Consider the following 21281-nt stretch of genomic DNA (forward strand, 5'->3'; position numbering starts at 1 on the left):
TCAGCCCTTGAAGCTGCTCTTGAGGCTGCGCAACTCGGTGAAGACCGCGCCGGGCTCGGCATCCGCGAGGCCGAGGCGGGCGGCGAGCTCCGGGTCATCGGCCCGCATGAAGGGGTTGGTCGCCTTCTCCGCGCCGATGGTGGTCGGCAGTGTCGGCTTGCCGGCGGCGACCAGCGCCTCGACCTCGACGGCCTTCGCCTTCAGCGCCTCATTATCCGGGTCGACGCTCAGCGCGAAGCGGGCATTGGAAAGGGTATATTCGTGCCCGCAATAGACGGCGATGTCGTCCGGCAGCGCGCGCAGCCGCAGCAGCGATTCCCACAGCACCGGCGGGTCACACTCGAAGGGGCGGCCGCAGCCGAGCACGAACAGCGTGTCGCCGGCGAAGAGCAGGCGGGCCTCCTCGAACAGGAAGACGATGTGCCCCTTGGTGTGGCCGGGCGTCTCCAGCACGCGGCCGACCAGGCTGCCGACCGCGACCGGGTCGCCATCGACCACGGTGACATCGACGCCGGGAATGGTGTCGCGCTCGGCGCGCGGGGCGACGACGGTGGCGCCGTAACGCTCCTTCAGCGCCTCGACGCCGGCAATGTGGTCGGTGTGGTGATGGGTGACGAGGATATGCGTCAGCGTCCAGTTCTCGCGCTCCAGCGCGGCGAGGATGGGCGCCACCTCCGGCGCGTCGATCAGCGCCGTCGTCTCGGTCGTCGGGTCGTGCAGCAGCACGGCGTAATTGTCCGAGAGGCAGGGGATGAGACGCAGTTCGACCGACATGTCGTCCTCGGGGCTGGTCATCGAAAAAGGCGACGCGACCGCAGGCGAGCGGCCGCGTCTTCCTTGCAGTCTAGCCGACCCGCCGGGGGCGAGTCAGCGGTCTATCATGGCCGGGCGTCGTCAGCGGCATTCCTGCGCCGCGCGGTCGATCGCGGCCGAGATGCCGTTCAGCGAATAGGTGTCGGTGGTGACGTTGCCGCGCCCCGACGTGCCCTTCACCTTCACGTCGCGCCCCTTGCGGAGCGCGTCGATCAGGCGGGTCTCCTCGGCGACATTGCGCACCCAGGCGCCGCTGCCGCGGGTGTAGAGATCGAACTGCGTCGTGCCGATGGTCAGCGCCGCGTCGACACCCTCCTTGAGGGGGAAGCCCATCACCACGCTGACCTCGTTCTTCACGTTCTCGGCGGTGCGCGTCGAGATGAAGAAATAGGCCGGGTCACGGTTGAGCCCGGCGGGGTCGCGGGTCTTGGGTTGGGAGAGGGCGTAGCAGATCTTGCCGCTGCCGCTGGTGTCGAGATACACGCCCCAGTCGCCAAACTGGCTGACGAGCTTCGGCGCACCCTGGGCGCTCGCGCCGGACACGCCGATGAAAGTCAGTGCCAAGCCGGCGAGTGCTGCGCGCACGATGCGTCGTACCATGGTCCCCTTCCTCCGTTCTTCTGCCGCCGTGCGGTTCACACGATTCTCCGTTGAAGTCGCCACAGGGATAACGAGACCCTTTGCCCGTGTGAACCCTAACGCCCGGAATGCGACGGCATTCGCGATCAAATGCTGCGAGATCGGCGGCTAATTGAAGGCATGGTGAAGGAAAGATTACCGTTGCCCGCCATCGACGTACCGTCACCTGTGGGCAACCGGAATCGGCACCAGCGGCGCCATCAACGCCCGGCCAGCCGGTCGAGCGCGGCGCGGGCGGCGGCGCGGTGCGCCGGGTTGATATGGCCCGCGAGCATGTTGAGCGCGGTAGCGATCACCGCCGCGTCGTCGGTGAAGCCGATGGCGGGAAAAATGTCCGGCAGCGCGTCCGTGGGCAGCAGGAAATAGGCGAGGGCGCCGAACAGCAGGGCGCGCACCCGTGTCGGCGTCTGCCGGTCGAGCGCGCAGTAATAGGCGGCGGTCGCCTCCTCGGCGAAGGGCACCCGCGTGGCCACACCCGCCAGCTTGCGGAAAAAGCCGGCCCGCACCCGCGCCTCATCCTCGGGCGAGGCGGCAAAGCCCGCCGGATTGTCGGCATCGAACGCGTTCGCGTCGAAGGCGTCGGCGTCGAACACTGTGTCGGGTCGTGCGGCCATCAGTGGCTCCTCCTGCCTGTCGAGATGGTCGCGGTGAGGTCCGCACGCAAGATCGCCCGTCACATCAGCGGATAGGCGGCCTCCAGCCGATACGGCCCGCCACCCACGGAATCGCGCGAGGAATACAGCACGAAGCGGCCGACCTCGAAGGTTGGGCTGCGGAAATAGCCGCGCAAGGCGAGATATTCCGCCACTTGCCGGGGTGACACGTCGCGCAGCCGGGCGAGGGTCACATGCGGCTTGAAGTTGCGCCCCTCCGGCGGCAGGCCGATGCGCTTCATCGCCCGCTCATGCTCGGCCTGCAGGTCGTTGAGCGCGTCATTCGCCTTCACGCCGGCGAAGATCGAATGCGGCTTGTGATTGCCGAACTGGTCGACGCCCGCCAGCGTGAGATCGAAGCCGAAGCGGTCGATCTCGTCGAGCGCTGCCGCCGCGTCGCGGGCGACCGCGTGGTCCACGTCGCCGATGAAGCGCAGCGTCACATGGTAGAATTCCGGGCTGATCCAGCGGGCGCCGGGCAGGCCCCCGCGCAGCATCGACAGCGTCTCCGCGATGTCCGAGGGAATTTCGAGGGCGGTGAAGAGCCGCGGCATGGCCCCCTCCTGTGATTTTCCTGCCAGGAAACCGGATCGATTTGACACGGATTCGCCAGCCGAGGAAAAGCGGAAAATGCGACAGGATGAAAACGCGCCCCGCGTCGACGTCCCACGCGTGCGTTCCGGTCGAAGCTGACGGGCGCACTGGAAGCCTATAGGATATGGGCGATGAGCGAATCGACCGAAGATGCGGAACTTCCCGCCGCCGAGACGCCCGCTCCGGCGGCGCCGATCACCTTTGCCACTCTTTCCTCGATCTATCGTTACCCCGTGAAGGGGTTGACGCCCGAGCGGCTCGACGTGGTCGAGCTGGAGGCGGGGCGCTATTTTCCGGGAGACCGGCTCTTCGCCATCGAGAATGGCCCGTCGGGCTTCATTCCCGAGGCGCCGGCCTTCCAGCCCAAGATCAAGTTCCTCATGCTGATGCGCAATGAGCGCCTCGCCGCGCTCGACGCGCGCTACGACGATGCGTCGGGCGAGCTGGTGATCGGGCACGAAGGCACGGAGGCTGTGCGCGGCGATCTGCGCACCCCCGAGGGACGGGCGGCCATTGAGGGCTTCTTCCAGCGCTACTCGCGCTATGAACTGCGCGGCGCGCCCAAGGTGCTGGCGGCACCCGAGGGTTTCCGTTTCGTCGACACAACGGAAGGCTTCGTCTCGCTGATCAATCTGGCGAGCTGCCGGGCGCTGGGCGAGGTCATCGGCCAGCCGCTCGACCCGCTGCGCTTCCGGGCCAATCTCTACCTCGACGGGCTGGAGCCCTGGGAGGAGTTCGATCTGGTCGGCCAGACCATCGACGTCGGTAATCATGTGAAGCTGCGGATCACCGAGCGGATCATCCGCTGCGCGGCGACCAATGTGGACCCGGTCACCGCCAAGCGCGATCTCGATGTGCCGGGCACGCTGATGCGCACGCTCGGCCATGCCTATTGCGGCATCTTCGCCGAAGTGGTGCAGGGCGGCCTGCTGGCCGAGGGCGATTCGCTGCGCATCACGCTCTGACGGCGCGCTGGCGAGGCGTCGACCTGCACCACCGAACTTTCGCTCATCGCCAAAAGAAAAGGCCCGGCTCAGCCGGGCCTTTTGCATTGTGATGGGCGCTACCGGCTCACTCGCCGGCTTCGGCGGGGGCCGGGCTTGCCGCCTCGCTGCCGCCTTCGGCCTCACCTTCCGCGGCGCGGTAGCGGCGGCGGCGGGTGCGCGGCGCGCGGGCCTCACCTTCCTCAGCCTTGGGCGCGGCTTCCACCGGGGCTTCGGCGGCGGGCGCCTCAGCCGGCGGAGCCTTGGCGCGACGCGGGGCGCGCGGCTCCTTGACGGGCGCGGCCGGCGCGGCGGCGACCGGGGCCTCTACCTTCACGGGCGCTTCGACGGCGGTTTCCGTGCGGGCGGCCGGCGCCACCGGGGCGGGGCTGCTTGCCTGGGTGATGAACGCCGGCAGGCCGATCTCGACCTCGACCGCGGGGCCGAGGCGCGGCTGCGGCTGCTGCGCGGGATCGCGATAGCCAGCATTCTCGCCCGCCTCGACGCGGGGCTCACGCGGCTCGCGGTAGGGGCGGTCGCGCCAGCGATTCTCGCGACCCTCGCTGCGCTCCTCGCGCGGCGCACGCTCGGGACGGTCCTGATTCCGGTCGGGATTGCGATCCTGATTCCGATCCTGGCTCCGGTCGGGGTTACGGTCCTGACCGCGCTCCTGGTTCCGGTCACGGTTGCGGTCGCCGCGATCGCGGTTGTCCCGGTCGCGATTGTCGCGATCCCGGTTGTCGCGGTCGCGGTTGTCGCGGTCGCGGTAGAAGTCGCGCGGGGCATTGTCGCGGTTGCCGTTCTCACGGTTCCCATTGTCGCGATTGCCATTCTCGCGGTTTCCATCGCGATTGCCGTTGTCGCGGCCATTGTCACGCGGGTGCTGCGGCTCGCGGGCCTGGAAGGCCGGCTGACTGTCGGCGCCGCCCTCCTCGAAGTCCTCGTCATATTCTTCATCGTCGTTGCGGCTGAAGGGCTGACCCTGCACGCCGAACTGCGCCTGAGCGGCGACGATGATGCGGTAATAGTGCTCCGCGTGCTGCAGATAGTTCTCGGCCGCGACATGGTCGCCCGATGCCTGCGCGTCGCGCGCCAGCTGCTGGTACTTCTCGACGATGTGCTGGGCCGTGCCGCGCACCTTCACATCCGGGCCGTTCGACTCATAGACGCGGGTGAGCGGGTTCTGGCTGCGCCGGTTATTGTTCCGGCCACGCATACGCTTCTGCTGGTTGTTATTTCGCATCGAGCTGGGTCTCTGATGCCGGTACACCGCCGGTGGGGTCACCCCGGTTCGGGTACAGGCGGGTCCATCGCCTAACTATCCGCCATTCCGGCTCCGTTCGGGCTTGGCCATTTCGGCATGAGCCTTTCGGGAGTGGGAGCGTCGGGAAAACCTGTCCCGGATCGACGGCGACCCGACGACAGCCGAAGCCTTCAGGCTTCCGCGCGCCGAGGGTCGCCAGCGACCACTGGACGTCCTGCCATGGGAGCGCATCGTCAAGATGCCCCGCGACCGGCCAAGCCGGCTGCGAACGATTGAAACCGATCACCCGGCCCCAATCCGGCGAGCGCAACGTCGCGCTTCAGCCATTCCCATGCTTCATCGTGCAACCAAGGCCGCACCGATAAAACCGTGAAGCATTCTGACCCTGAAACAATCGACGCATCCTCAAGGGGGTCGTCGCCTAACGCCATCACAACGTCTCTCGGGAGACGCTGCAGACAGGATCGCTATGTGGCGGATGATGTCTCGGGTCGATTCCTATTCTGGACACTAGTCGGTTCGATACCTCGTTCCAAGAGCTTTTTTGCCACAGACCCAGTAAAATCAGGCCGGAGCCGTCACGATGGCGCGGGCGACATCGCCCAGATCGCGCCGTGCCGGCCCGTCCGCCGGAACGCCGCTCGCCGCGAGCAGGGCCACCACATCGGTCTCCTGGCCGATGCCGAGTTCCAGGATCGCCCGCCCTCCCGGCGCCAGAAGACGCGGCAGGGCGGCGGTGATGGCGCGGTAGGCGTCGAGCCCGTCGGCACCGCCGTCGAGCGCCAGAAGCGGGTCGTGCGTGCGCACTTCCACCTCCAGCGTGGGTATATCCGTGCTGGCAATATAAGGCGGATTGGAGACCACGAGGTCGAAGCGGCCGGAAATGCCTGCGTCCCAGGCGCCGACGAGGATCGCCGCGCGATCGGCCAGCCCGAGCCGCTCCAGATTCGCCCGCGCCTGCCGCGCGGCGCCTTCGGACAGATCGACACCCAGCCCCCACGCCGCCGGATATTCGCTGAGCAGCGCCGCGAGGATGGCGCCCGAGCCGGTGCCGAGATCGAGGATGCGCAGGGCGCGGGTATGGTCGGGAAACGCCTCTAGCCCCGCCTCGATCAGCGTCTCGGTGTCGGGCCGTGGCACCAGCGTGTCCGGTGCGAGCGCGAAATCGAGGCTCCAGAATTCGCGGTGGCCGGTCAGGCGGGCCAGCGGCTCACCGCTGGCCCGCCGGGTGGCGAGGGATTCGAGGCGCGCCGCGTCATCGTCCGCGACAGCGACATCGTCGCGAGCCACCAGATCGAGATCGGAGAGACCGAGCGCCGCCCGCAGCAGGGCGCGGGCTTCGCGCTCGGGCGTGTCCAGTCCGGCCGCGGCAAAGCGCGCCGCGAGCGTCCGAAGCAGGTCCGCCCGGCGGTTCACCGCTCACCCCAGCCGGCGCTCTCCGCTTCCGCCAGCAACGCAGCCTGATATTCGGTGGTCAGCGCCTCGACCAGCTCGCCCAGCCCCTCGCCGGCGACGATTTCCGGCAGCTTGTAGAGGGTGAGGCCGATGCGATGGTCGGTCACGCGGCCCTGCGGGTAGTTGTAAGTGCGGATACGCTCCGACCGGTCGCCCGAGCCGACCTGCACCTTGCGCTCGCTGGCGCGGGCCGAATCACGTTTCTCGCGCTCCGCCTCGAACAGGCGGGCGCGCAGGAGGCCCATGGCGCGGGCCTTGTTCTTATGCTGGGAGCGCTCATCCTGCACCGCCACCACCGTGCCGGTGGGGATGTGGGTGATGCGCACCGCGCTCTCGGTCTTGTTGACGTGCTGGCCGCCGGCGCCGGAGGCGCGGAACACGTCGATGCGCAGGTCGGATTCGTTGATGTCGATATCGACCGCCTCGACTTCCGGCAGCACCGCCACGGTCGCGGCGGAGGTGTGGATGCGGCCGGAAGCTTCCGTCTCCGGTACGCGCTGCACGCGGTGGACGCCGGATTCGAATTTCAGCTTGGCATAGGCACCGGCGCCATGCAGCGCGGCGATGATTTCCTTGTAGCCGCCCGCCGTGCCCTCGGTCAGCGAGAGCACCTCGACCGACCAGCCATTCAGCGCGGCGAAGCGCTCATACATGCGAAACAGGTCGCCGGCGAACAGCGCCGCCTCGTCACCGCCGGTGCCGCCGCGCACTTCGAGGATGACGCCGCGCGCATCCATCGCGTCCTTCGGCAGAAGGGCGAGGCGCACCGCATGGCTGAGCTGCTCGATCCGCGCGTCGAGCTCGCGCGCCTCCTCGCGGGCAAGCTCGGTCATTTCCGCATCGCCCGCCGCATCGTCGATCAGCGCCTGCGCGCCCTTGCGGTCGCGCTCGGCTGCCCGCAGCGCCTTGACGCTCTCGATCAGCGGGGCGAGATCGGAAAACTCGCGGGAAAGGCGGACATAGGTCTCAGCATCCGGGCTGCCGGAGAGCGCGTGCTCGATCTCCGCGTGGCGCGCGAGCAGCTGGTCCAGCCGGGCATCGGGGAGGGCGGTCACAGGCGGGCACTCGCGGCAGCACAGGTCACAGGGGCAGGCCGGACTTTTCGGCGAAGGCCTTGAGCTGGGGACGCAGCGTCGAGACGTCGGAGCCGACGGCGAGCAGCGGCGCCACCAGTTTGGAGACCGCGCCGAGGTCGAGCTCCAGCAGCATCGCCTTCACCGGCCCATAGGAGGCGGGCGAGAGCGACAGCTTGCGATAGCCGATGGCCGCCAGCGCCAGCGCTTCCAGCGGGCGCGAGGCCAGCTCGCCGCACAGCGTCACCGACTTGCCGTACTCGGCCGCCTTGTCGGCGATGAGCTTCAGCGCGCGTAACGTCGAGGGCGCCAGCGCGTCGAACCGGTCGGCGACACGCGGGTTGCCGCGATCGGCGGCGTAGAGGAACTGGACGAGGTCGTTGGAGCCGACGGAGGCGAAATCCACCTTCTCGAACAGCTGGTCGAGCTGGAACAGCAGCGCCGGCACTTCCAGCATCACGCCGATCAGCACGCGGTCGGGCAGGCCATGGCCGTGGCGGCGCAGATGGGTCAGCTCGCGCTCGACGATGTGGCGCGCGCGGTCGAATTCCTCCACCGCCGACACCATCGGGAAGATGAGGCGAAGTTCGCGCCCCGTCGCCGCCCGCAGCAGCGCGCGGACCTGGCTGCGCAACAGGCCCGGCCGGTCGAGGCCGAGGCGGATGGCGCGCCAGCCGAGGGCCGGGTTCTCCTCCTCGATCGCCCGCATATAGGGCAGCACCTTGTCGCCACCGATGTCGAGCGTTCGGAACACCACCGGGCGGTCGCCGGCCACGTCCAGCACCGAGCGGTAGAGCTTGAGCTGCTCATTGGTGCGCGGGAAGGCCGAGGCGATCATGAACTGAAGTTCGGTGCGGAACAGCCCGATGCCGGAGGCGCCGGTCTCCTCGATATGCGGCAGGTCGACCAGCAGGCCGGCATTGAGGTGCAACTCGACCTCCACCCCGTCCTTGGTGACGGTGGGCAGGTCGCGCAGCGCTGCATATTGCTCGAGCCGCTTGGCGCGGAAGCGCACCTTCTCGGCATAGGCCACCTCGACATCGGCCGGCGGGCGCACATGCACCTCGCCGCCAATGCCGTCGACGATGATGGCGTCGCCGGCATCGACCACGCCGACGATGTTCTCGACATGGCCGACCGCGGCAATGCCGAGCGCGCGGGCGACGATGGTGAGGTGGCTCGTCGCCGCGCCTTCTTCCAGCACCAGGCCGCGAATGCGCGTGCGGTCATAGTCCAGCAGCGCCGCCGGGCTCATGTTGCGGGCGACGATGATGGCGTTGTCCGGCAGCTTGTTCTGCTCGGGCCCACCGGAGCGGCCGGTGAGCTGGCGCAGCAGGCGGTTGGCCAGATCGTCGAGATCGTGCATCCGCTCGCGCAGATAGGGATCGGTCATGCGCAGCATGCGCGCGCGGGTGTCCGACTGCACGCGCTCGACCGCGCCCTCGGCGGTGAGGCCGGTCATCACCGCCTCGCGCATCCGGCCGATCCAGCCTCGATCATGGGCGAACATGCGGTAGGCTTCGAGAATGTCGCGGTGCTCGCCAACGCGGGCGACGCCCTCGTCCTCCAGCATGATGTCGATCGAGGCGCGCAGCGTCTGGACCGCGCCGTCGAGCCGGTTCAGCTCGGCCGGCAGGTCGTCGGCGATGACCTTGGTCACCTCGATGCGCGGCTCGTGCAGCACCACATGGCCGAGGCCGATGCCCTCCGACAGCGCAAGGCCGGTGAGATGCAGCGGGCGGCGGGCGGCGGGCTCGGCGCCGGGCAGCGCCATGGCGGTGAGCTCACCCGAGGCGATGATCTCCGCCAGCACCATGGCGGTGGTCTGCAGCGCCTCGATCTCCTCCTCGGTGTAGGAGCGGTGCGCGCGGTTCTGCACCACCAGCACGCCGAGCGTGTTGCCGGAGCGCAGGATCGGCACGCCGAGGAAGGAGTGGTAGATCTCTTCGCCGGTTTCCGGGCGGTAGGAGAAGGCCGGGTGCGCCTGCGCGTTGGACAGGCTGATCGGCTCGGCCTCGCGGGCGACCGTGCCGACCAGGCCCTCGTCGATGCGCATGACGGTCAAGTGAACCGCCGAGCGGTTCAGACCTTCGGTGGCATAGAGTTCGAGCGTGCCGTCGACGCGCAGCACATAGACCGAACAGACCTCGGCCACCATGTTGGCCGCGATCAGAACCACGATCTTGTCGAGGCGGTCCTGCGCGCTGACCGGCTCCGCCATGACCTCGCGAAGCCGTCTCAAAAGCACGCGCGGGCCGCCGAGCGCGCCACGCATTGGCCGTCCTCGGTTTCCGGGACCGGAAAGTCCCGGAGGTTCTTGTGAAGGCGCGACTCAGGCCGCGCCCTTAGCCCTCGATCAGGCGTCCAGCCCGTATACCGAATGCAGCGTCCGAACGGCAAGTTCGGTATAGGCCGCATCGATCAGCACCGAGATCTTGATCTCGGAGGTCGAGATGGCGCGGATATTGATGCCGCGCTCGGACAGCGCCTTGAACGCCTTCGCCGCGACGCCGGCATGCGAGCGCATGCCGATGCCGATCACCGAGATCTTCACGACATCCGTCGCGCCCTCGATGGTCTCGAAGCCGATATCGTCCTTCACCACGGCGAGCGCCGCCTTGGCGCGCTCGAAATCCGCGGTCGGGACGGTGAAGGTGATGTCGGTGAAGCCCTCGGCCGAAATGTTCTGCACGATCATGTCGACATTGATGTGGGCGTCGGCGAGCGGCACGAACACGCTGGCGGCGATGCCAGGCTTGTCCGGCACGCGGCGGATGCTCACCTGGGCTTCGTCCCGGGCGAAGGCGATGCCGGTGACGACTTCACTCTCCACGATTTCCTCCTCGTCGCAGATCAGGGTGCCGGGCGGGTCGCCGGCGGTCATGAGTTCCGGGGCATTCGGATCGGTGAAGCTGGAGCGCACGAAGGTGCGCACCTTGTGCACCATGGCGAGCTCGACCGAGCGCACCTGAAGCACCTTGGCCCCGAGCGAGGCCATTTCCAGCATTTCCTCGAACGCCACCTTGTCGAGCCGCTTCGCCTTGGGAACGATGCGGGGGTCGGTGGTGTAGACGCCGTCGACGTCGGTGTAGATGTCGCAGCGGTCGGCCTTGATGCCGGCGGCGACCGCCACCGCGCTGGTGTCCGAGCCGCCGCGGCCGAGCGTGGTCACCCGGCCGGAGGGCAGGTGGATGCCCTGGAAGCCGGCGATCACCGCGACCTCGCCATGGGCGAAGCGCTCGATGATGTTCGTCCCGTTCACGTCGAGGATGCGGGCCGAGCCATGGGCGTCGTCGGTGGAGATGGGGAGCTGCCAGCCCTGCCAGGAGCGGGCCGGAATGCCCATGTCCTGCAGCGCGATGGCCAGCAGGCCGGAGGTCACCAGCTCGCCCGAAGCGACGATGGCGTCATATTCGCGGGCGTCGTGCAGCACGGCGGTCTCGCGGCACCAGCCGACCAGCTCATTGGTCTTGCCGGACATGGCCGAGACCACCACCGCCACCTCGTGGCCCGCCTCGATCTCCCGTTTCACATGGCGCGCCACATTGCGAATGCGCTCAATGTTGGCGACCGATGTGCCGCCGAACTTCATCACCAGACGTGCCATTGCGGGAAACCGTAAACCGTTCTTTTGTCGGGGGCCGGGCGGGAGAAGTGAGCTCCCGGCCCAAAAGGCGCGTATACATATCCACCTCGTGCCCGCCCCGCAACGGGCCCGCGCGAGCTTGGAAACGTTTCGGGAACCACCCGGACAGCCTGCGAGAGTTGCGATGACCGAGACCGCCACTACCGTCGATCCCCGCGAGGTCGAGCGCTTCGCCGCTCTCGCCGCCGAATGGTGGAATCCGCGCGGCAAGATGCGCGTGCTGCACAAGTTCAACCCGGTGCGCCTCGCTTATCTGCGGGAACATCTCACCGCGCATTTCGGCCGCGACCCGCGCGCCATCCGCCCGCTGGAGGGGCTGCGCCTTGTCGATATCGGCTGCGGCGGTGGGCTGCTGAGCGAGCCCTTGGCGCGTATGGGGGCTGATGTCGTCGGCATTGACCCGGCCGAGCGCAATGTGCGCATCGCCGGCCTGCACGCGCAGGAGAGCGGCGTTCCCGTCGATTACCGCGCCACCACGGCCGAGGCGCTGGCCGATGCCGGCGAGCGATTCGACGTGGTGATGGCGATGGAGGTCGTCGAGCATGTCGCCGATGTCGGGCTGTTCCTCGCCCGCGCCAGCGAGATGGTGAAGCCGGGCGGCCTGATGATCGCGGCGACGCTGAACCGCACCAAGCGCGCCTTCGCCCTCGCCATTGTCGGCGCCGAATATGTGCTGGGCTGGCTGCCCAAGGGCACGCATGACTGGAACAAGTTCGTCACCCCTGAGGAACTGGAGGCGGCGCTGGCGGCGGGCGGCCTGAGCGTGATCGACCGCCAGGGCGTGGTGTTCAACCCGCTGGCCGATGAGTGGCGGCGCTCCAGCGATCTGTCGATCAACTACATGATGCTGGCCGAGCGGCCAGCATGAGCCCGACGGCGGCCTGCGCGGGCGCTCCGGCAAAAAGACCGGCTTGATCCCGCTCAACGCCCCTTCCGTTGCCGTTGTGCCACACTACATGAGGACCGATGGATCGCCACAACGGGGTCCGTCGCGGTGGCCGGGATACGGGCACCGCCGTCCCGAGTGAGCGTTCGTGCCTCGACAGGGCGAGCGCGGGGCCAGGAGGCAGATGATGAATTTCGAGACCTATACCGAGCGCGCGCGCGGCTTCGTTCAGTCCGCCCAGTCGCTTGCCCTTCGTGAGGGCAACCAGCAATTCACCCCCGAGCACCTGTTGAAGGTGCTGCTCGACGATCCCGAAGGCTTGTGCGCCGGGCTGATCCAGCGCTCCGGCGGCGATCCGCGCATCGTGCTCGCCGATACCGAGGCGGCGCTGAAGAAGCTGCCCAAGGTGCAGGGCTCGGGCGCCGGGCAGGTCTATCTCGCGCCGGGCACCGCGCGTGTCTTCGAGGCGGCGGAGCAGGCGGCCAAGAAGGCGGGCGACGGCTATGTCACGGTCGAGCGGCTGCTGCTCGCTCTGGCGCTGGAGAAGGACAGCGAGGCCGGCAAGGTGCTCGCCAAGGCCGGCGCCACGCCGCAGCGGATCAACGCCGCCATCGAGGCGCTGCGGAAAGGCCGCACGGCGGATAGCGCGACGGCGGAAAACGCCTATGACGCTCTGAAGAAATACGCCCGCGACCTCACGGAAGCGGCGCGCGAGGGCAAGCTCGACCCGGTGATCGGCCGCGACGAGGAAATTCGCCGCACCATTCAGGTTCTCTCCCGCCGCACCAAGAACAACCCGGTGCTGATCGGCGAGCCCGGCGTCGGCAAGACCGCCATCGTCGAGGGCCTCGCTCTGCGCATCGTCGATGGCGACGTGCCGGAGAGCCTCAAGGACAAGAGCCTGCTGGCCCTCGACATGGGCTCGCTGATCGCCGGCGCGAAATATCGCGGCGAGTTCGAGGAGCGGCTGAAGTCGGTGCTGTCGGAAGTGACGGCGGCCGAGGGCGGCATCATCCTGTTCATCGACGAGATGCACACCCTCGTCGGGGCCGGCAAGAGCGACGGGGCGATGGACGCCTCGAACCTGCTCAAGCCCGCTCTGGCGCGTGGCGAATTGCATTGCGTCGGCGCGACGACGCTCGACGAGTACCGCAAGCATGTGGAGAAGGATCCGGCGCTGGCCCGCCGCTTCCAGCCCGTCTTCGTCTCCGAGCCGACGGTGGAGGACACGATCTCCATCCTGCGCGGCATCAAGGAGAAGTACGAGCTGCATCACGGCGTGCGCATCACCGACAGCTCCCTTGTGGCGGCGGCGACGCTGTCCAACCGCTACATCACCGACCGCTTCCTGCCCGACAAGGCGATCGACCTTGTGGACGAGGCGGCGGCGCGCCTGCGCATGCAGGTGGATTCCAAGCCCGAGGAACTGGACAGCATCGATCGCGAGATCGTGCGCCGGCGCATCGAGCAGGAGGCGCTGAAGAAGGAGAGCGATGCGGGCTCGAAGGACCGGCTGAAGAAGCTGGAAAAGGAGCTGGCGGAGCTGGAGGAGCAGTCGGCCGCGCTCACCCAGCGCTGGAGGGCGGAAAAGGAAAAGCTCGGCGACGCCCAGAAGCTGAAGAGCGATCTGGAAAAGGCGAGAGCGGACCTCGCCATCGCCCAGCGCAATGGCGAGTACCAGAAGGCGGGCGAGCTCGCCTATGGCACCATTCCGGCGCTGGAGAAGAAGCTCGCCGCCATCGAGGCGAAGGACGACGCGCGTGAACTCGCGGCCGAGGTGAAGACCGGTACCATGATGGAGGAGGCGGTGACGCCCGACCATGTGGCCCAGGTCGTCTCGCGCTGGACCGGCGTGCCCGTCGACCGGATGCTGGAAGGCGAGAAGGAGAAGCTGCTGCGCATGGAGGAGGTGCTCGCCACGCGCGTCATCGGCCAGAAGGAGGCCGTGGAGGCCGTCTCGACCGCGGTGCGTCGCGCGCGGGCGGGCCTTCAGGATCCCAACCGGCCGATCGGCTCCTTCATCTTCCTCGGCCCCACCGGCGTCGGCAAGACCGAGCTGACCAAGGCGTTGGCGTCGTTCCTGTTCGACGACGACACCGCCCTCGTGCGTATCGACATGTCCGAATACATGGAGAAGCACGCGGTCTCCCGGCTCATCGGCGCGCCTCCCGGCTATGTCGGCTATGAGGAGGGCGGGGCGCTGACCGAGGCGGTGCGGCGCCGGCCCTATCAGGTCGTGCTGTTCGATGAGGTGGAGAAGGCGCACCCGGACGTGTTCAACGTCCTCCTGCAGGTGCTCGACGATGGGCGCCTGACGGATGGGCAGGGCCGCACGGTCGACTTCCGCAACACGCTGATCATCATGACCTCGAATCTCGGCGCCGAATATCTCGTCGCGCAGAAGGACGGCGAGGATTCGGAAGGCGTGCGCGAGGAGGTCATGTCGGTGGTGCGCGGGCATTTCCGGCCGGAATTCCTCAACCGCGTCGACGAGATCGTGCTGTTCCACCGGCTGCGGCGTGACCAGATGGGCGCCATCGTCGACATCCAGGTCAAGCGGCTGGAGAAGCTGCTTGAGGAGCGCAAGATCGCGCTGGAGATCACCCCGGAGGCGCGCGATTTCCTCGCCGAGAAGGGCTACGACCCGGCCTATGGCGCGCGCCCGCTGAAGCGCGTGATCCAGAAGCTGCTGCAGGATCCGCTCGCCGGGCGCATCCTCGCCGGCACGGTGAAGGATGGCGATGTGGTCCGGGTCGAGCGCGGGGCGAACGAACTGCTGTTCGACACCCGCCCCGGCGCGGTGGACGAGGCGGCCTGATTGGCCTGACTGTTCACCTGACTGCACCAAAGCAAAGGGCGCCGCGAGGCGCCCTTTTTCGTTCCACCGTCATCCCGGACGGTCCGCAGGACCGATCCGGGATCGTGGGCCGTCGCCCTTTCAGATCTGCGCCAGCAGGGCGTCGAGCTCGGGACGGAAGGTCTCGGCGATGTCCGGGCGCGAGAGCGCATAGGCGACGTTCGCCATCAGGAAGCCGAGCTTCGAGCCGCAGTCATAGATCGAGCCGTCGAAGGTAACGCTATAGAAATCCTGCTTTTTCGCCAGCTTGAGCATGGAGTCGGTGAGCTGGATCTCGCCGCCGGCGCCGCGCTCCTGCGTGGCCAGCAGGTCGAAGATCTCCGGCTGGAGGATGTAGCGGCCGGAAATGGCGAGGTTGGAAGGCGCCACGCTGGTCTTCGGCTTCTCCACCATCCGGGAGATGCGGTGCACATTGTCGGACAGCGGCTCGCCCAGCCCGACGATGCCGTACTGGTCGGTCTGCTCGGGCGGCACCTCATAAACGGCCAAGTGGTTGCCACCGCCCGCTTTTCTGTAAGCATCGACCATCTGCGCCAGGCAGCCCTTGCCGTTGCGCGGCTTGTGCAGCATGTCCGGCAGCAGCAGCGCGAAGGGCTCGTTGCCGATGATATCGCGGGCGCACCACACCGCATGGCCGAGGCCGAGCGGCAGCTGCTGGCGGGTGAAGCTGGTTTTGCCCGGGCCCATCGTCTCCTCGCGCAGCGCGTCGAGGATCTGATGCTTGCCGCGCTCGGACAGCGTCGCTTCCAGCTCGTACTGGCGGTCGAAATGGTCCTCGATGACGCCCTTGTTGCGCCCGGTGACGAAGACGATGTGCTCGATGCCGGCGGCGCGCGCCTCGTCCACCACATGCTGGACGACGGGGCGATCCACCACCGTCAGCATTTCCTTCGGCACGGCCTTGGTGGCCGGCAGGAAACGGGTGCCGAGACCGGCGACGGGAAGGATCGCTTTGCGTATCGGAGTAGCCATGGACTGGTGATGCCGCTCTTGATCGGTGGGTACGGAAGTCGGACGGAAGGGACGGGCCGCAGGAGCTTAGCCGCTACCGCAGATGAATGACATATTCGTTATAACGCGCGGCGCCGCGATCAGCTCCACGTGTTTTTTGCGATGCAATAGCCGCGCCGCGCCTGAGATTATAGGGCGCGCGGATGAACAATCACGGACCGGCCCACTCGGCATCCGTTCATCTGCGTGCTGGCGCATCTTTGATTCCCTCACCCCCGTTAAGCGCTTGGAAACCGTGATGCGTCCCTAATCCGGCCTTGGGTTCGCGTAAGGGTAAGCGTCATGCGTTATCGGACGACGGTTCATGGCCGGCGCTCGGCCGGCGGCATCGCCGCGGTGATGATGGGTCTGGGTCTTGCGGGCTGCGCCTCGCCCGACGATGTGACGGGCACGCTCGCGACCCCCGTGCGCCCTGCCGCGCCCACCGCTTATGCGAGCCCCGCGCCTGCAGGTTACGCCCCGGCGCCCCGCGCAGTGGCTGCCCCCCAGCCGGCGCGTTCCGCTCCGGCGGCGCCGGCCCAGGCCGCGACCCATCCCGAGATGACCCCGGCGGCGCTCGCGCGGGCCGAGGCGAACTTCTCCCGCTGCATTGCATCGCTGGAGCCCGCCGCCCGCGCGCGCGGCGTCTCCGCCGCCGGTTTCCGGCGCTACACCGCCGGGCTCAAGCCCGACATGAGCATCATGGAGAAGCTGCAGACGCAGCCCGAATTCACCCGCACGGCGGGCGACTATGTGACCATGCTGGTCTCCGAGACCCGCATCCGGCGCGGGCGCGAGGCGATGGCGCAGAACGCCGCCGTGTTCGAGGCGGTGGGCCGCTCCTATGGCGTCGATCCGTATGTCGTCGCCGCGATCTGGGGCATCGAGACCAATTACGGCAGCGCACGTGGCTCCTATCCTGTCCTTCAGGCGACGGGCACGCTCGCCTGCGTCGGCCGGCGGCAGGCCTATTTCCGCGATGAGTTCATCGCCGCGCTGCGCATCGTCGACAAGGGCGACATTCCCGAGAGCCATTTGCGCGGCTCCTGGGCCGGCGCCTTCGGCCTTACGCAGTTCATGCCCACCGCCTTCCAGCGCGACGCGGTGGATTTCGACGGCGACGGGCACCGCAATGTGGTGGATTCGGTCGCCGACGCCATGGGCTCGACCGCCAACAAGCTGAAGCGCGGCGGCTGGCAGGCCGGGCGCTCCTGGGGCTATGAGGTCGTGCTGCCGGCGCGCTTCAACTACGCGGTGGCCGACAAGAACATCCGCAAGCCGATGCGCGAGTGGTGGGCCATGGGCGTGCGCCGACCGGAGGGCCGGGGCATGCCGGCGGGCGACGAGATGGCCTATCTGCTGCTGCCCGCCGGGGCGCAGGGGCCGGCCTTCCTGATGACCGACAATTTCAAGGCGATCCTCAGCTACAACCCGGCGGACGCCTATGCTCTCGCCATTGGCCATCTGGCGGACCGCATCCGCGGTGGCGGGCCCTTCGTGCAGCCCTGGCCGGAGGATGCGCGCGCTCTCTCGCGGCTCGAGCGTACCGAACTCCAGCAGCGCCTCGCTGCGCGCGGCTATGATGTCGGGCCGGTGGACGGGTCGCTCGGTTCCAAGACGCGCGTGGCGGTACGCGAGTATCAGGTGAGCGTCGGCCTGCCGGCGGATGGCCATCCCTCCGACCAGGTGCTGGACAGCCTGCGCAACCGTGGCGGTGGCTAGGCCGCCGGCCGGGGACTTGAAACCGCCGCGAGAATGGTTCACGCCTGACGCTGGGTTTTTGGCGCGGCGCCCATCCGGTGTCTCGCGCGTAACGTGCCGGCGGAAGGTCACATGATGGGCGCACGCCGCTTCGCTGGGATACTGACGGCGCTGCCGCTCGCCCTCACGCTGGCGGCCGGCGGCCTGGCGCTTCCGCTTCTCGGCACGGGGCCGGCGCTGGCGCAGAGCGACTGGTTCCGCCCGCCGGGCAATGTCGGCGCGCCCTCACGGCAGGCGCCGCCCCAGCAGTATCGGCAGGCGCCGCCTCAGCAGCAACAGCGGCAGGTGCCGCAGCGCCGGCAGCAGGGCGTCGCGCCGCAGGCCCAGCGCCGTCAGGTGCCGGAGCCGCAGCGCCAGACCTGGTCGCCCTTCGCCCCGCTGTTCAACCTGTTCCGTTCCGATCAGCCGCGCCGCATGATGCCGGGCCGGCCGAACGACTATGTGCCGCCGCCGGTGGCCGCGCCCCCCGTCATCGCCCAGCCCGCCGAGCCGCGCGGCACCGTGTTCGAGACAGTGGCCGCGGCGCGGGCGGATTCCGACAAAATCAAGGAAGTGGTGCTGGTGCTCGGCGACGAGCTGGCGACGCCGCTGGCGCAGGGCCTTGCCGACGGTTTCGCGGCGGATCGCGAGACGGTCGCGGTTGCCGCCAAGACGCAGCCCGGTTCCGGTCTCGGCCCCGCCAGCCCCTATGACTGGATCGCCAATGGCCGCCAGCTCACCGCGACCGAGCAGCCCAATGTCGTGGTGGTGCTCGCGGGCCTGAACGACCTTACGCCCATCGAGGATCCGACGGGGCGCGCCGAGTTGTTTGACGAGCGTTGGCGCGGTCTTTATGGCCGGCGCGTTGATGATTTCCTGCTCGGCCTGAAACTCGCCGGACGGCCTGTCGTCGTGGTTGGCCTGCCGCCGGTCGAGGATGCGGCGGCGAACCAGCGCAATGTCGAGCTCAATGCCCTGCTCAAGGAGCGGGTGGAGCGCGCCGGGCTCGTCTATGCCGATGTCACCGACGGCTTTGTCGATGAGGACGGCAAGTTCATGATCTCCGGTCCCGACGTCGACGGCCAGCGCCGGCGCCTGCGCAGCGCCGATGGCGTCGGCTTCACCCGCGCCGGCGGACGCAAGCTCGCCTTCTTCGTCGACCGCCACCTCGATGCGCTGCTGGCGCAGCCGCTCGATCCCGCTGCCGCGGCCGCCGCGGCGAACCCGGCCGAGATGCGGCCCTCTATCATCCTGCTGACCGGCGGAGCTTCCGCCGGCGCGCGCACCCTCGCCGGCGCGCCGGGCACGATACTCCCCGCCGCCACGCCGGCGTCGCTGCCGCTCTCCGCGCGCCCGGAGGAGCCGGAGCCCGCCAAGGCGCTGCTGACCGGGGCGCCGCTTCCCGTCGTCATTGGCCGGACCGATGATTTCCGCTGGCCCGCCGGCCAGCCCGCCGCGACCGCCGACCCGCTGGTGCCTGCCGCCCCGGCCGGGGCGTTGCCCGCCGGCCCGCTGCCGTCGGCGGCGACCCCCGCCGGCACGCCGGCGAGCGGGGCGGGGGTGGGAACGGGTGCGCCCTAGCACGCTTGACCGTCATCCCGGACGGCCGAAGGCCGAGCCGGGATCGCGCCGTCCGTGCGGCGGATCAGCCCTTGCCGGGCCGCAGGCCGAGACCTTCGGAGAAGCGCAGGAGATAGCCGTCCGGATCCTGCACAAGGAACTGGCGCACGCCGGTTTCCATCGTCCCGGCCCGGTACCATTTATCCTCGACGTCCATATAGAGCGGCCAGCCGGCAGCCTTGAGCGCGCCGAGGATCGGCGCGACGGCGCTTGCCGCGATCTGGATATTGAGGCCCCGACCGAACGGGCGCTCAAGCGGACCGGTGATCCAGTGCCGGCCCTCGCCGATCTCCTCCAGCATGAGCTGGGCGCCCTCGCGCTGGAGATAGGCGAAGCGGTCCTCCTCGCGCGCATAGGCGATGGCGAAGCCGCAGAGGCCGCACCAGAAGGCGAGGCTGGCGGCGATGTCCGTCACCAGCAGCTCGGGGACGAGGGGCGCCCATACGAAGTCGGGCGGGAGGGAGGAAGGTGCCTCGCTCGGCTCGCCCGACATAAGCGTCGTCCTCAGCGCGGCAGAACCGTCGCGCCCATCAGGAAGGTGTCGATGGAGGCGGCGGCCTGCCGGCCTTCGCGGATCGCCCAGACGACCAGCGACTGGCCGCGCCGCATGTCGCCGGCGGCGAACAGCTTCGGCACGCTGGTCGCGTAGTCGAGCTCGGTCGCCGCGACATTGCCGCGCTTGTCGAGACCGAGGCCGGACTGCTCCAGCATCCCCTCGCGCATCGGGTGCGCGAAGCCGAGCGCGATGAAGACGAGGTCCGCCTTGATGAGGAACTCGGTGCCGGGAATGGGCTGGCGCTTGGCATCGACGCGGGCGCACTTCACCGCGGTGACGTGGCCCTTCTTGCCCTCAATGGACAAGGTCGCGGCGGCGAATTCGCGGTCGGCGCCCTCGGCCTGGCTGGTGGAGGTGCGGAACTTGGTCGGCCAGTACGGCCACACCGCCAGCTTGTCTTCCTTCAGCGGGGGCACCGCGCGGATGTCGAGCTGGTGAACGGAAAGCGCGCCCTGGCGGAAGGAGGTGCCGACGCAATCCGACGCCGTGTCACCACCGCCGATGACCACGACATGCTTGCCGGCGGCGAGGATCGGGGTCTCGCGGCTCACATCCTCGCGGCCGATGCGGCGGTTCTGCTGCACCAGATAGGGCATGGCGTAATGCACGCCTTCCAGCTCCTGGCCGGGGAGGCCGGGATTGCGCGGGGATTCCGAGCCGCCGCACATCAGCACCGCATCATACTGCGCGAGCAACTCGTCGAGCGGCTTGGTGACGCCGACATTCACCCCGTAATGGAAGGTGACGCCCTCAGCCTCCATCTGCGCCACGCGGCGGTCGATGTAGTGCTTCTCCATCTTGAAGTCCGGGATGCCGTACCGCAGCAGGCCGCCGGCCTTGGGCTCGCGCTCGAACACATGGACATCATGGCCGGTGCGGGCGAGCTGCTGGGCGGCGGCAAGACCGGCCGGGCCGGAGCCGACGATGGCGACGGTCTTTCCGGTCCGGGTCGAGGGCGGCTCGGGCTTTACCCAGCCGGCCTTCCACGCCTTGTCGGCGATGGCCTGCTCGACCGTCTTGATGGTGACGGGCACGTCTTCCAGGTTCAGCGTACAGGCTTCCTCGCAGGGCGCGGGGCAGATGCGGCCGGTGAACTCCGGGAAATTGTTGGTCGAGTGGAGGTTGCGCGCGGCCTCCTCCCAGTTCCCGTTATAGACGAGGTCGTTCCAGTCCGGGATCTGGTTGTGCACCGGGCAGCCATTCGGCCCATGGCAGAACGGCACGCCGCAATCCATGCAGCGCGAGGCCTGGTTGGCGACTTCCGCATCCGGCAGCGGCAGGGTGAACTCGCGGAAATGGCGAATGCGGTCGGACGCCGGCTGATACTTCGCCTCGCGCCGATCGATCTCGAGAAAGCCCGTAACCTTACCCATTGCGCCCTCTTTCGCGGAGCACCGCCACCTTGGAGGCTTTCCAGCCCCCGGTGCAGATACATCAATCATGCCAGTTGGAAAATGACGGCGCGGCACACGGCCGCGCCACGACGACGGTCGTGGCCCGTTATCGGGGCCT

General features: G+C 68.5%; 17 protein-coding genes. 5 read left to right on the top strand and 12 right to left on the bottom strand.

All coding sequences use genetic code 11. The features are described 5' to 3' along the window. From gloB to thpR, 4 genes are all read right to left on the bottom strand, one after another. A complete protein-coding gene (gene gloB, locus OU996_RS09150; protein ID WP_267585286.1) occupies positions 1–774 on the bottom strand; it encodes a hydroxyacylglutathione hydrolase in 774 nt (257 codons plus the stop codon). Between the two features lie 120 nt (positions 775–894). Then, positions 895–1413: an invasion associated locus B family protein gene (locus OU996_RS09155; RefSeq protein WP_267585287.1), complete on the bottom strand. Its 519-nt coding sequence runs from the start codon at positions 1411–1413 to the stop codon at positions 895–897. 239 nt (positions 1414–1652) lie between these two features. Beyond that, a complete protein-coding gene (locus tag OU996_RS09160; RefSeq protein WP_267585288.1) occupies positions 1653–2066 on the bottom strand; it encodes a YkvA family protein in 414 nt (137 codons plus the stop codon). 59 nt (positions 2067–2125) lie between these two features. Next, the gene (thpR, locus tag OU996_RS09165) at positions 2126–2659 is read right to left on the bottom strand and encodes an RNA 2',3'-cyclic phosphodiesterase (protein WP_267585289.1); all 534 of its coding nucleotides are present in this window, start codon (positions 2657–2659) and stop codon (positions 2126–2128) included. A gap of 171 nt (positions 2660–2830) precedes the next feature. Here thpR and OU996_RS09170 point away from each other — a divergent pair, with 171 nt between their 5' ends. Further along, positions 2831–3664, top strand: a complete 834-nt coding sequence (locus OU996_RS09170) for an MOSC domain-containing protein (RefSeq protein WP_267585290.1) — start codon at positions 2831–2833, stop codon at positions 3662–3664. A gap of 106 nt (positions 3665–3770) precedes the next feature. Here OU996_RS09170 and OU996_RS09175 read toward each other — a convergent pair whose 3' ends face one another. From OU996_RS09175 to OU996_RS09195, 5 genes are all read right to left on the bottom strand, one after another. Beyond that, the gene (locus OU996_RS09175; RefSeq protein WP_267585291.1) at positions 3771–4925 is read right to left on the bottom strand and encodes a DUF4167 domain-containing protein; all 1155 of its coding nucleotides are present in this window, start codon (positions 4923–4925) and stop codon (positions 3771–3773) included. A 585-nt stretch (positions 4926–5510) separates the two neighbouring features. Next, positions 5511–6362, bottom strand: coding sequence for a peptide chain release factor N(5)-glutamine methyltransferase (prmC, locus tag OU996_RS09180; protein ID WP_267585292.1), 852 nt, complete (start codon positions 6360–6362; stop codon positions 5511–5513). Continuing rightward, entirely contained in the window at positions 6359–7456 is a 1098-nt protein-coding gene (gene prfA, locus OU996_RS09185) for a peptide chain release factor 1 (protein WP_267585293.1), read from the bottom strand. Before prfA ends, prmC begins: the two co-directional genes overlap by 4 nt. A gap of 25 nt (positions 7457–7481) precedes the next feature. Continuing rightward, positions 7482–9749 carry a phosphoenolpyruvate--protein phosphotransferase gene (ptsP, locus tag OU996_RS09190; RefSeq protein ID WP_267585294.1) on the bottom strand — a complete coding sequence of 756 codons (2268 nt, stop codon included), beginning with the start codon at positions 9747–9749 and terminating at the stop codon, positions 7482–7484. 81 nt (positions 9750–9830) lie between these two features. Beyond that, a complete protein-coding gene (locus OU996_RS09195) occupies positions 9831–11081 on the bottom strand; it encodes an aspartate kinase (protein WP_267585295.1) in 1251 nt (416 codons plus the stop codon). A gap of 163 nt (positions 11082–11244) precedes the next feature. Here OU996_RS09195 and ubiG point away from each other — a divergent pair, with 163 nt between their 5' ends. Further along, positions 11245–11988 (top strand): bifunctional 2-polyprenyl-6-hydroxyphenol methylase/3-demethylubiquinol 3-O-methyltransferase UbiG, encoded by a 744-nt coding sequence (ubiG, locus tag OU996_RS09200; RefSeq protein WP_267585296.1) that lies wholly within the window; start codon positions 11245–11247, stop codon positions 11986–11988. 205 nt (positions 11989–12193) lie between these two features. Next, a complete protein-coding gene (clpB, locus tag OU996_RS09205; RefSeq protein WP_267585659.1) occupies positions 12194–14824 on the top strand; it encodes an ATP-dependent chaperone ClpB in 2631 nt (876 codons plus the stop codon). Between the two features lie 120 nt (positions 14825–14944). Here the strand turns inward: clpB and OU996_RS09210 are convergent, their stop codons facing one another. After that, positions 14945–15835: a UTP--glucose-1-phosphate uridylyltransferase gene (locus tag OU996_RS09210; protein ID WP_267585297.1), complete on the bottom strand. Its 891-nt coding sequence runs from the start codon at positions 15833–15835 to the stop codon at positions 14945–14947. A 321-nt stretch (positions 15836–16156) separates the two neighbouring features. On the opposite strand from OU996_RS09210, the gene OU996_RS09215 reads away from it, so the two are divergent. Beyond that, on the top strand, positions 16157–17575 hold the full coding sequence (locus OU996_RS09215) for a lytic murein transglycosylase (protein ID WP_267585298.1): 1419 nt from the start codon (positions 16157–16159) through the stop codon (positions 17573–17575). Positions 17576–17686: 111 nt separating this feature from the next. Beyond that, on the top strand, positions 17687–19174 hold the full coding sequence (locus OU996_RS09220) for a DUF459 domain-containing protein (protein ID WP_267585299.1): 1488 nt from the start codon (positions 17687–17689) through the stop codon (positions 19172–19174). 64 nt (positions 19175–19238) lie between these two features. On the opposite strand, the gene OU996_RS09225 is transcribed toward OU996_RS09220, so the two are convergent. After that, positions 19239–19706: a bleomycin resistance protein gene (locus tag OU996_RS09225; RefSeq protein WP_267585300.1), complete on the bottom strand. Its 468-nt coding sequence runs from the start codon at positions 19704–19706 to the stop codon at positions 19239–19241. Between the two features lie 11 nt (positions 19707–19717). Further along, a complete protein-coding gene (locus OU996_RS09230) occupies positions 19718–21142 on the bottom strand; it encodes a glutamate synthase subunit beta (RefSeq protein WP_267585301.1) in 1425 nt (474 codons plus the stop codon). Positions 21143–21281: the final 139 nt, after the last annotated feature.

It is taken from the genome of Ancylobacter sp. SL191, assembly GCF_026625645.1.
In the GTDB taxonomy this organism is placed as follows: domain Bacteria; phylum Pseudomonadota; class Alphaproteobacteria; order Rhizobiales; family Xanthobacteraceae; genus Ancylobacter.

What these genes read in the sequence shown, in the direction of transcription:
- gloB (WP_267585286.1), bottom strand. Translation starts at nt 774, where the DNA reads ATGTCGGTCGAACTGCGTCTCATCCCCTGCCTCTCGGACAATTACGCC.
- OU996_RS09155 (WP_267585287.1), bottom strand. Translation starts at nt 1,413, where the DNA reads ATGGTACGACGCATCGTGCGCGCAGCACTCGCCGGCTTGGCACTGACT.
- OU996_RS09160 (WP_267585288.1), bottom strand. Translation starts at nt 2,066, where the DNA reads ATGGCCGCACGACCCGACACAGTGTTCGACGCCGACGCCTTCGACGCG.
- thpR (WP_267585289.1), bottom strand. Translation starts at nt 2,659, where the DNA reads ATGCCGCGGCTCTTCACCGCCCTCGAAATTCCCTCGGACATCGCGGAG.
- OU996_RS09170 (WP_267585290.1), top strand. Translation starts at nt 2,831, where the DNA reads ATGAGCGAATCGACCGAAGATGCGGAACTTCCCGCCGCCGAGACGCCC.
- OU996_RS09175 (WP_267585291.1), bottom strand. Translation starts at nt 4,925, where the DNA reads ATGCGAAATAACAACCAGCAGAAGCGTATGCGTGGCCGGAACAATAAC.
- ptsP (WP_267585294.1), bottom strand. Translation starts at nt 9,749, where the DNA reads ATGCGTGGCGCGCTCGGCGGCCCGCGCGTGCTTTTGAGACGGCTTCGC.
- OU996_RS09195 (WP_267585295.1), bottom strand. Translation starts at nt 11,081, where the DNA reads ATGGCACGTCTGGTGATGAAGTTCGGCGGCACATCGGTCGCCAACATT.
- ubiG (WP_267585296.1), top strand. Translation starts at nt 11,245, where the DNA reads ATGACCGAGACCGCCACTACCGTCGATCCCCGCGAGGTCGAGCGCTTC.
- clpB (WP_267585659.1), top strand. Translation starts at nt 12,194, where the DNA reads ATGAATTTCGAGACCTATACCGAGCGCGCGCGCGGCTTCGTTCAGTCC.
- OU996_RS09210 (WP_267585297.1), bottom strand. Translation starts at nt 15,835, where the DNA reads ATGGCTACTCCGATACGCAAAGCGATCCTTCCCGTCGCCGGTCTCGGC.
- OU996_RS09215 (WP_267585298.1), top strand. Translation starts at nt 16,157, where the DNA reads ATGCGTTATCGGACGACGGTTCATGGCCGGCGCTCGGCCGGCGGCATC.
- OU996_RS09220 (WP_267585299.1), top strand. Translation starts at nt 17,687, where the DNA reads ATGATGGGCGCACGCCGCTTCGCTGGGATACTGACGGCGCTGCCGCTC.
- OU996_RS09225 (WP_267585300.1), bottom strand. Translation starts at nt 19,706, where the DNA reads ATGTCGGGCGAGCCGAGCGAGGCACCTTCCTCCCTCCCGCCCGACTTC.
- OU996_RS09230 (WP_267585301.1), bottom strand. Translation starts at nt 21,142, where the DNA reads ATGGGTAAGGTTACGGGCTTTCTCGAGATCGATCGGCGCGAGGCGAAG.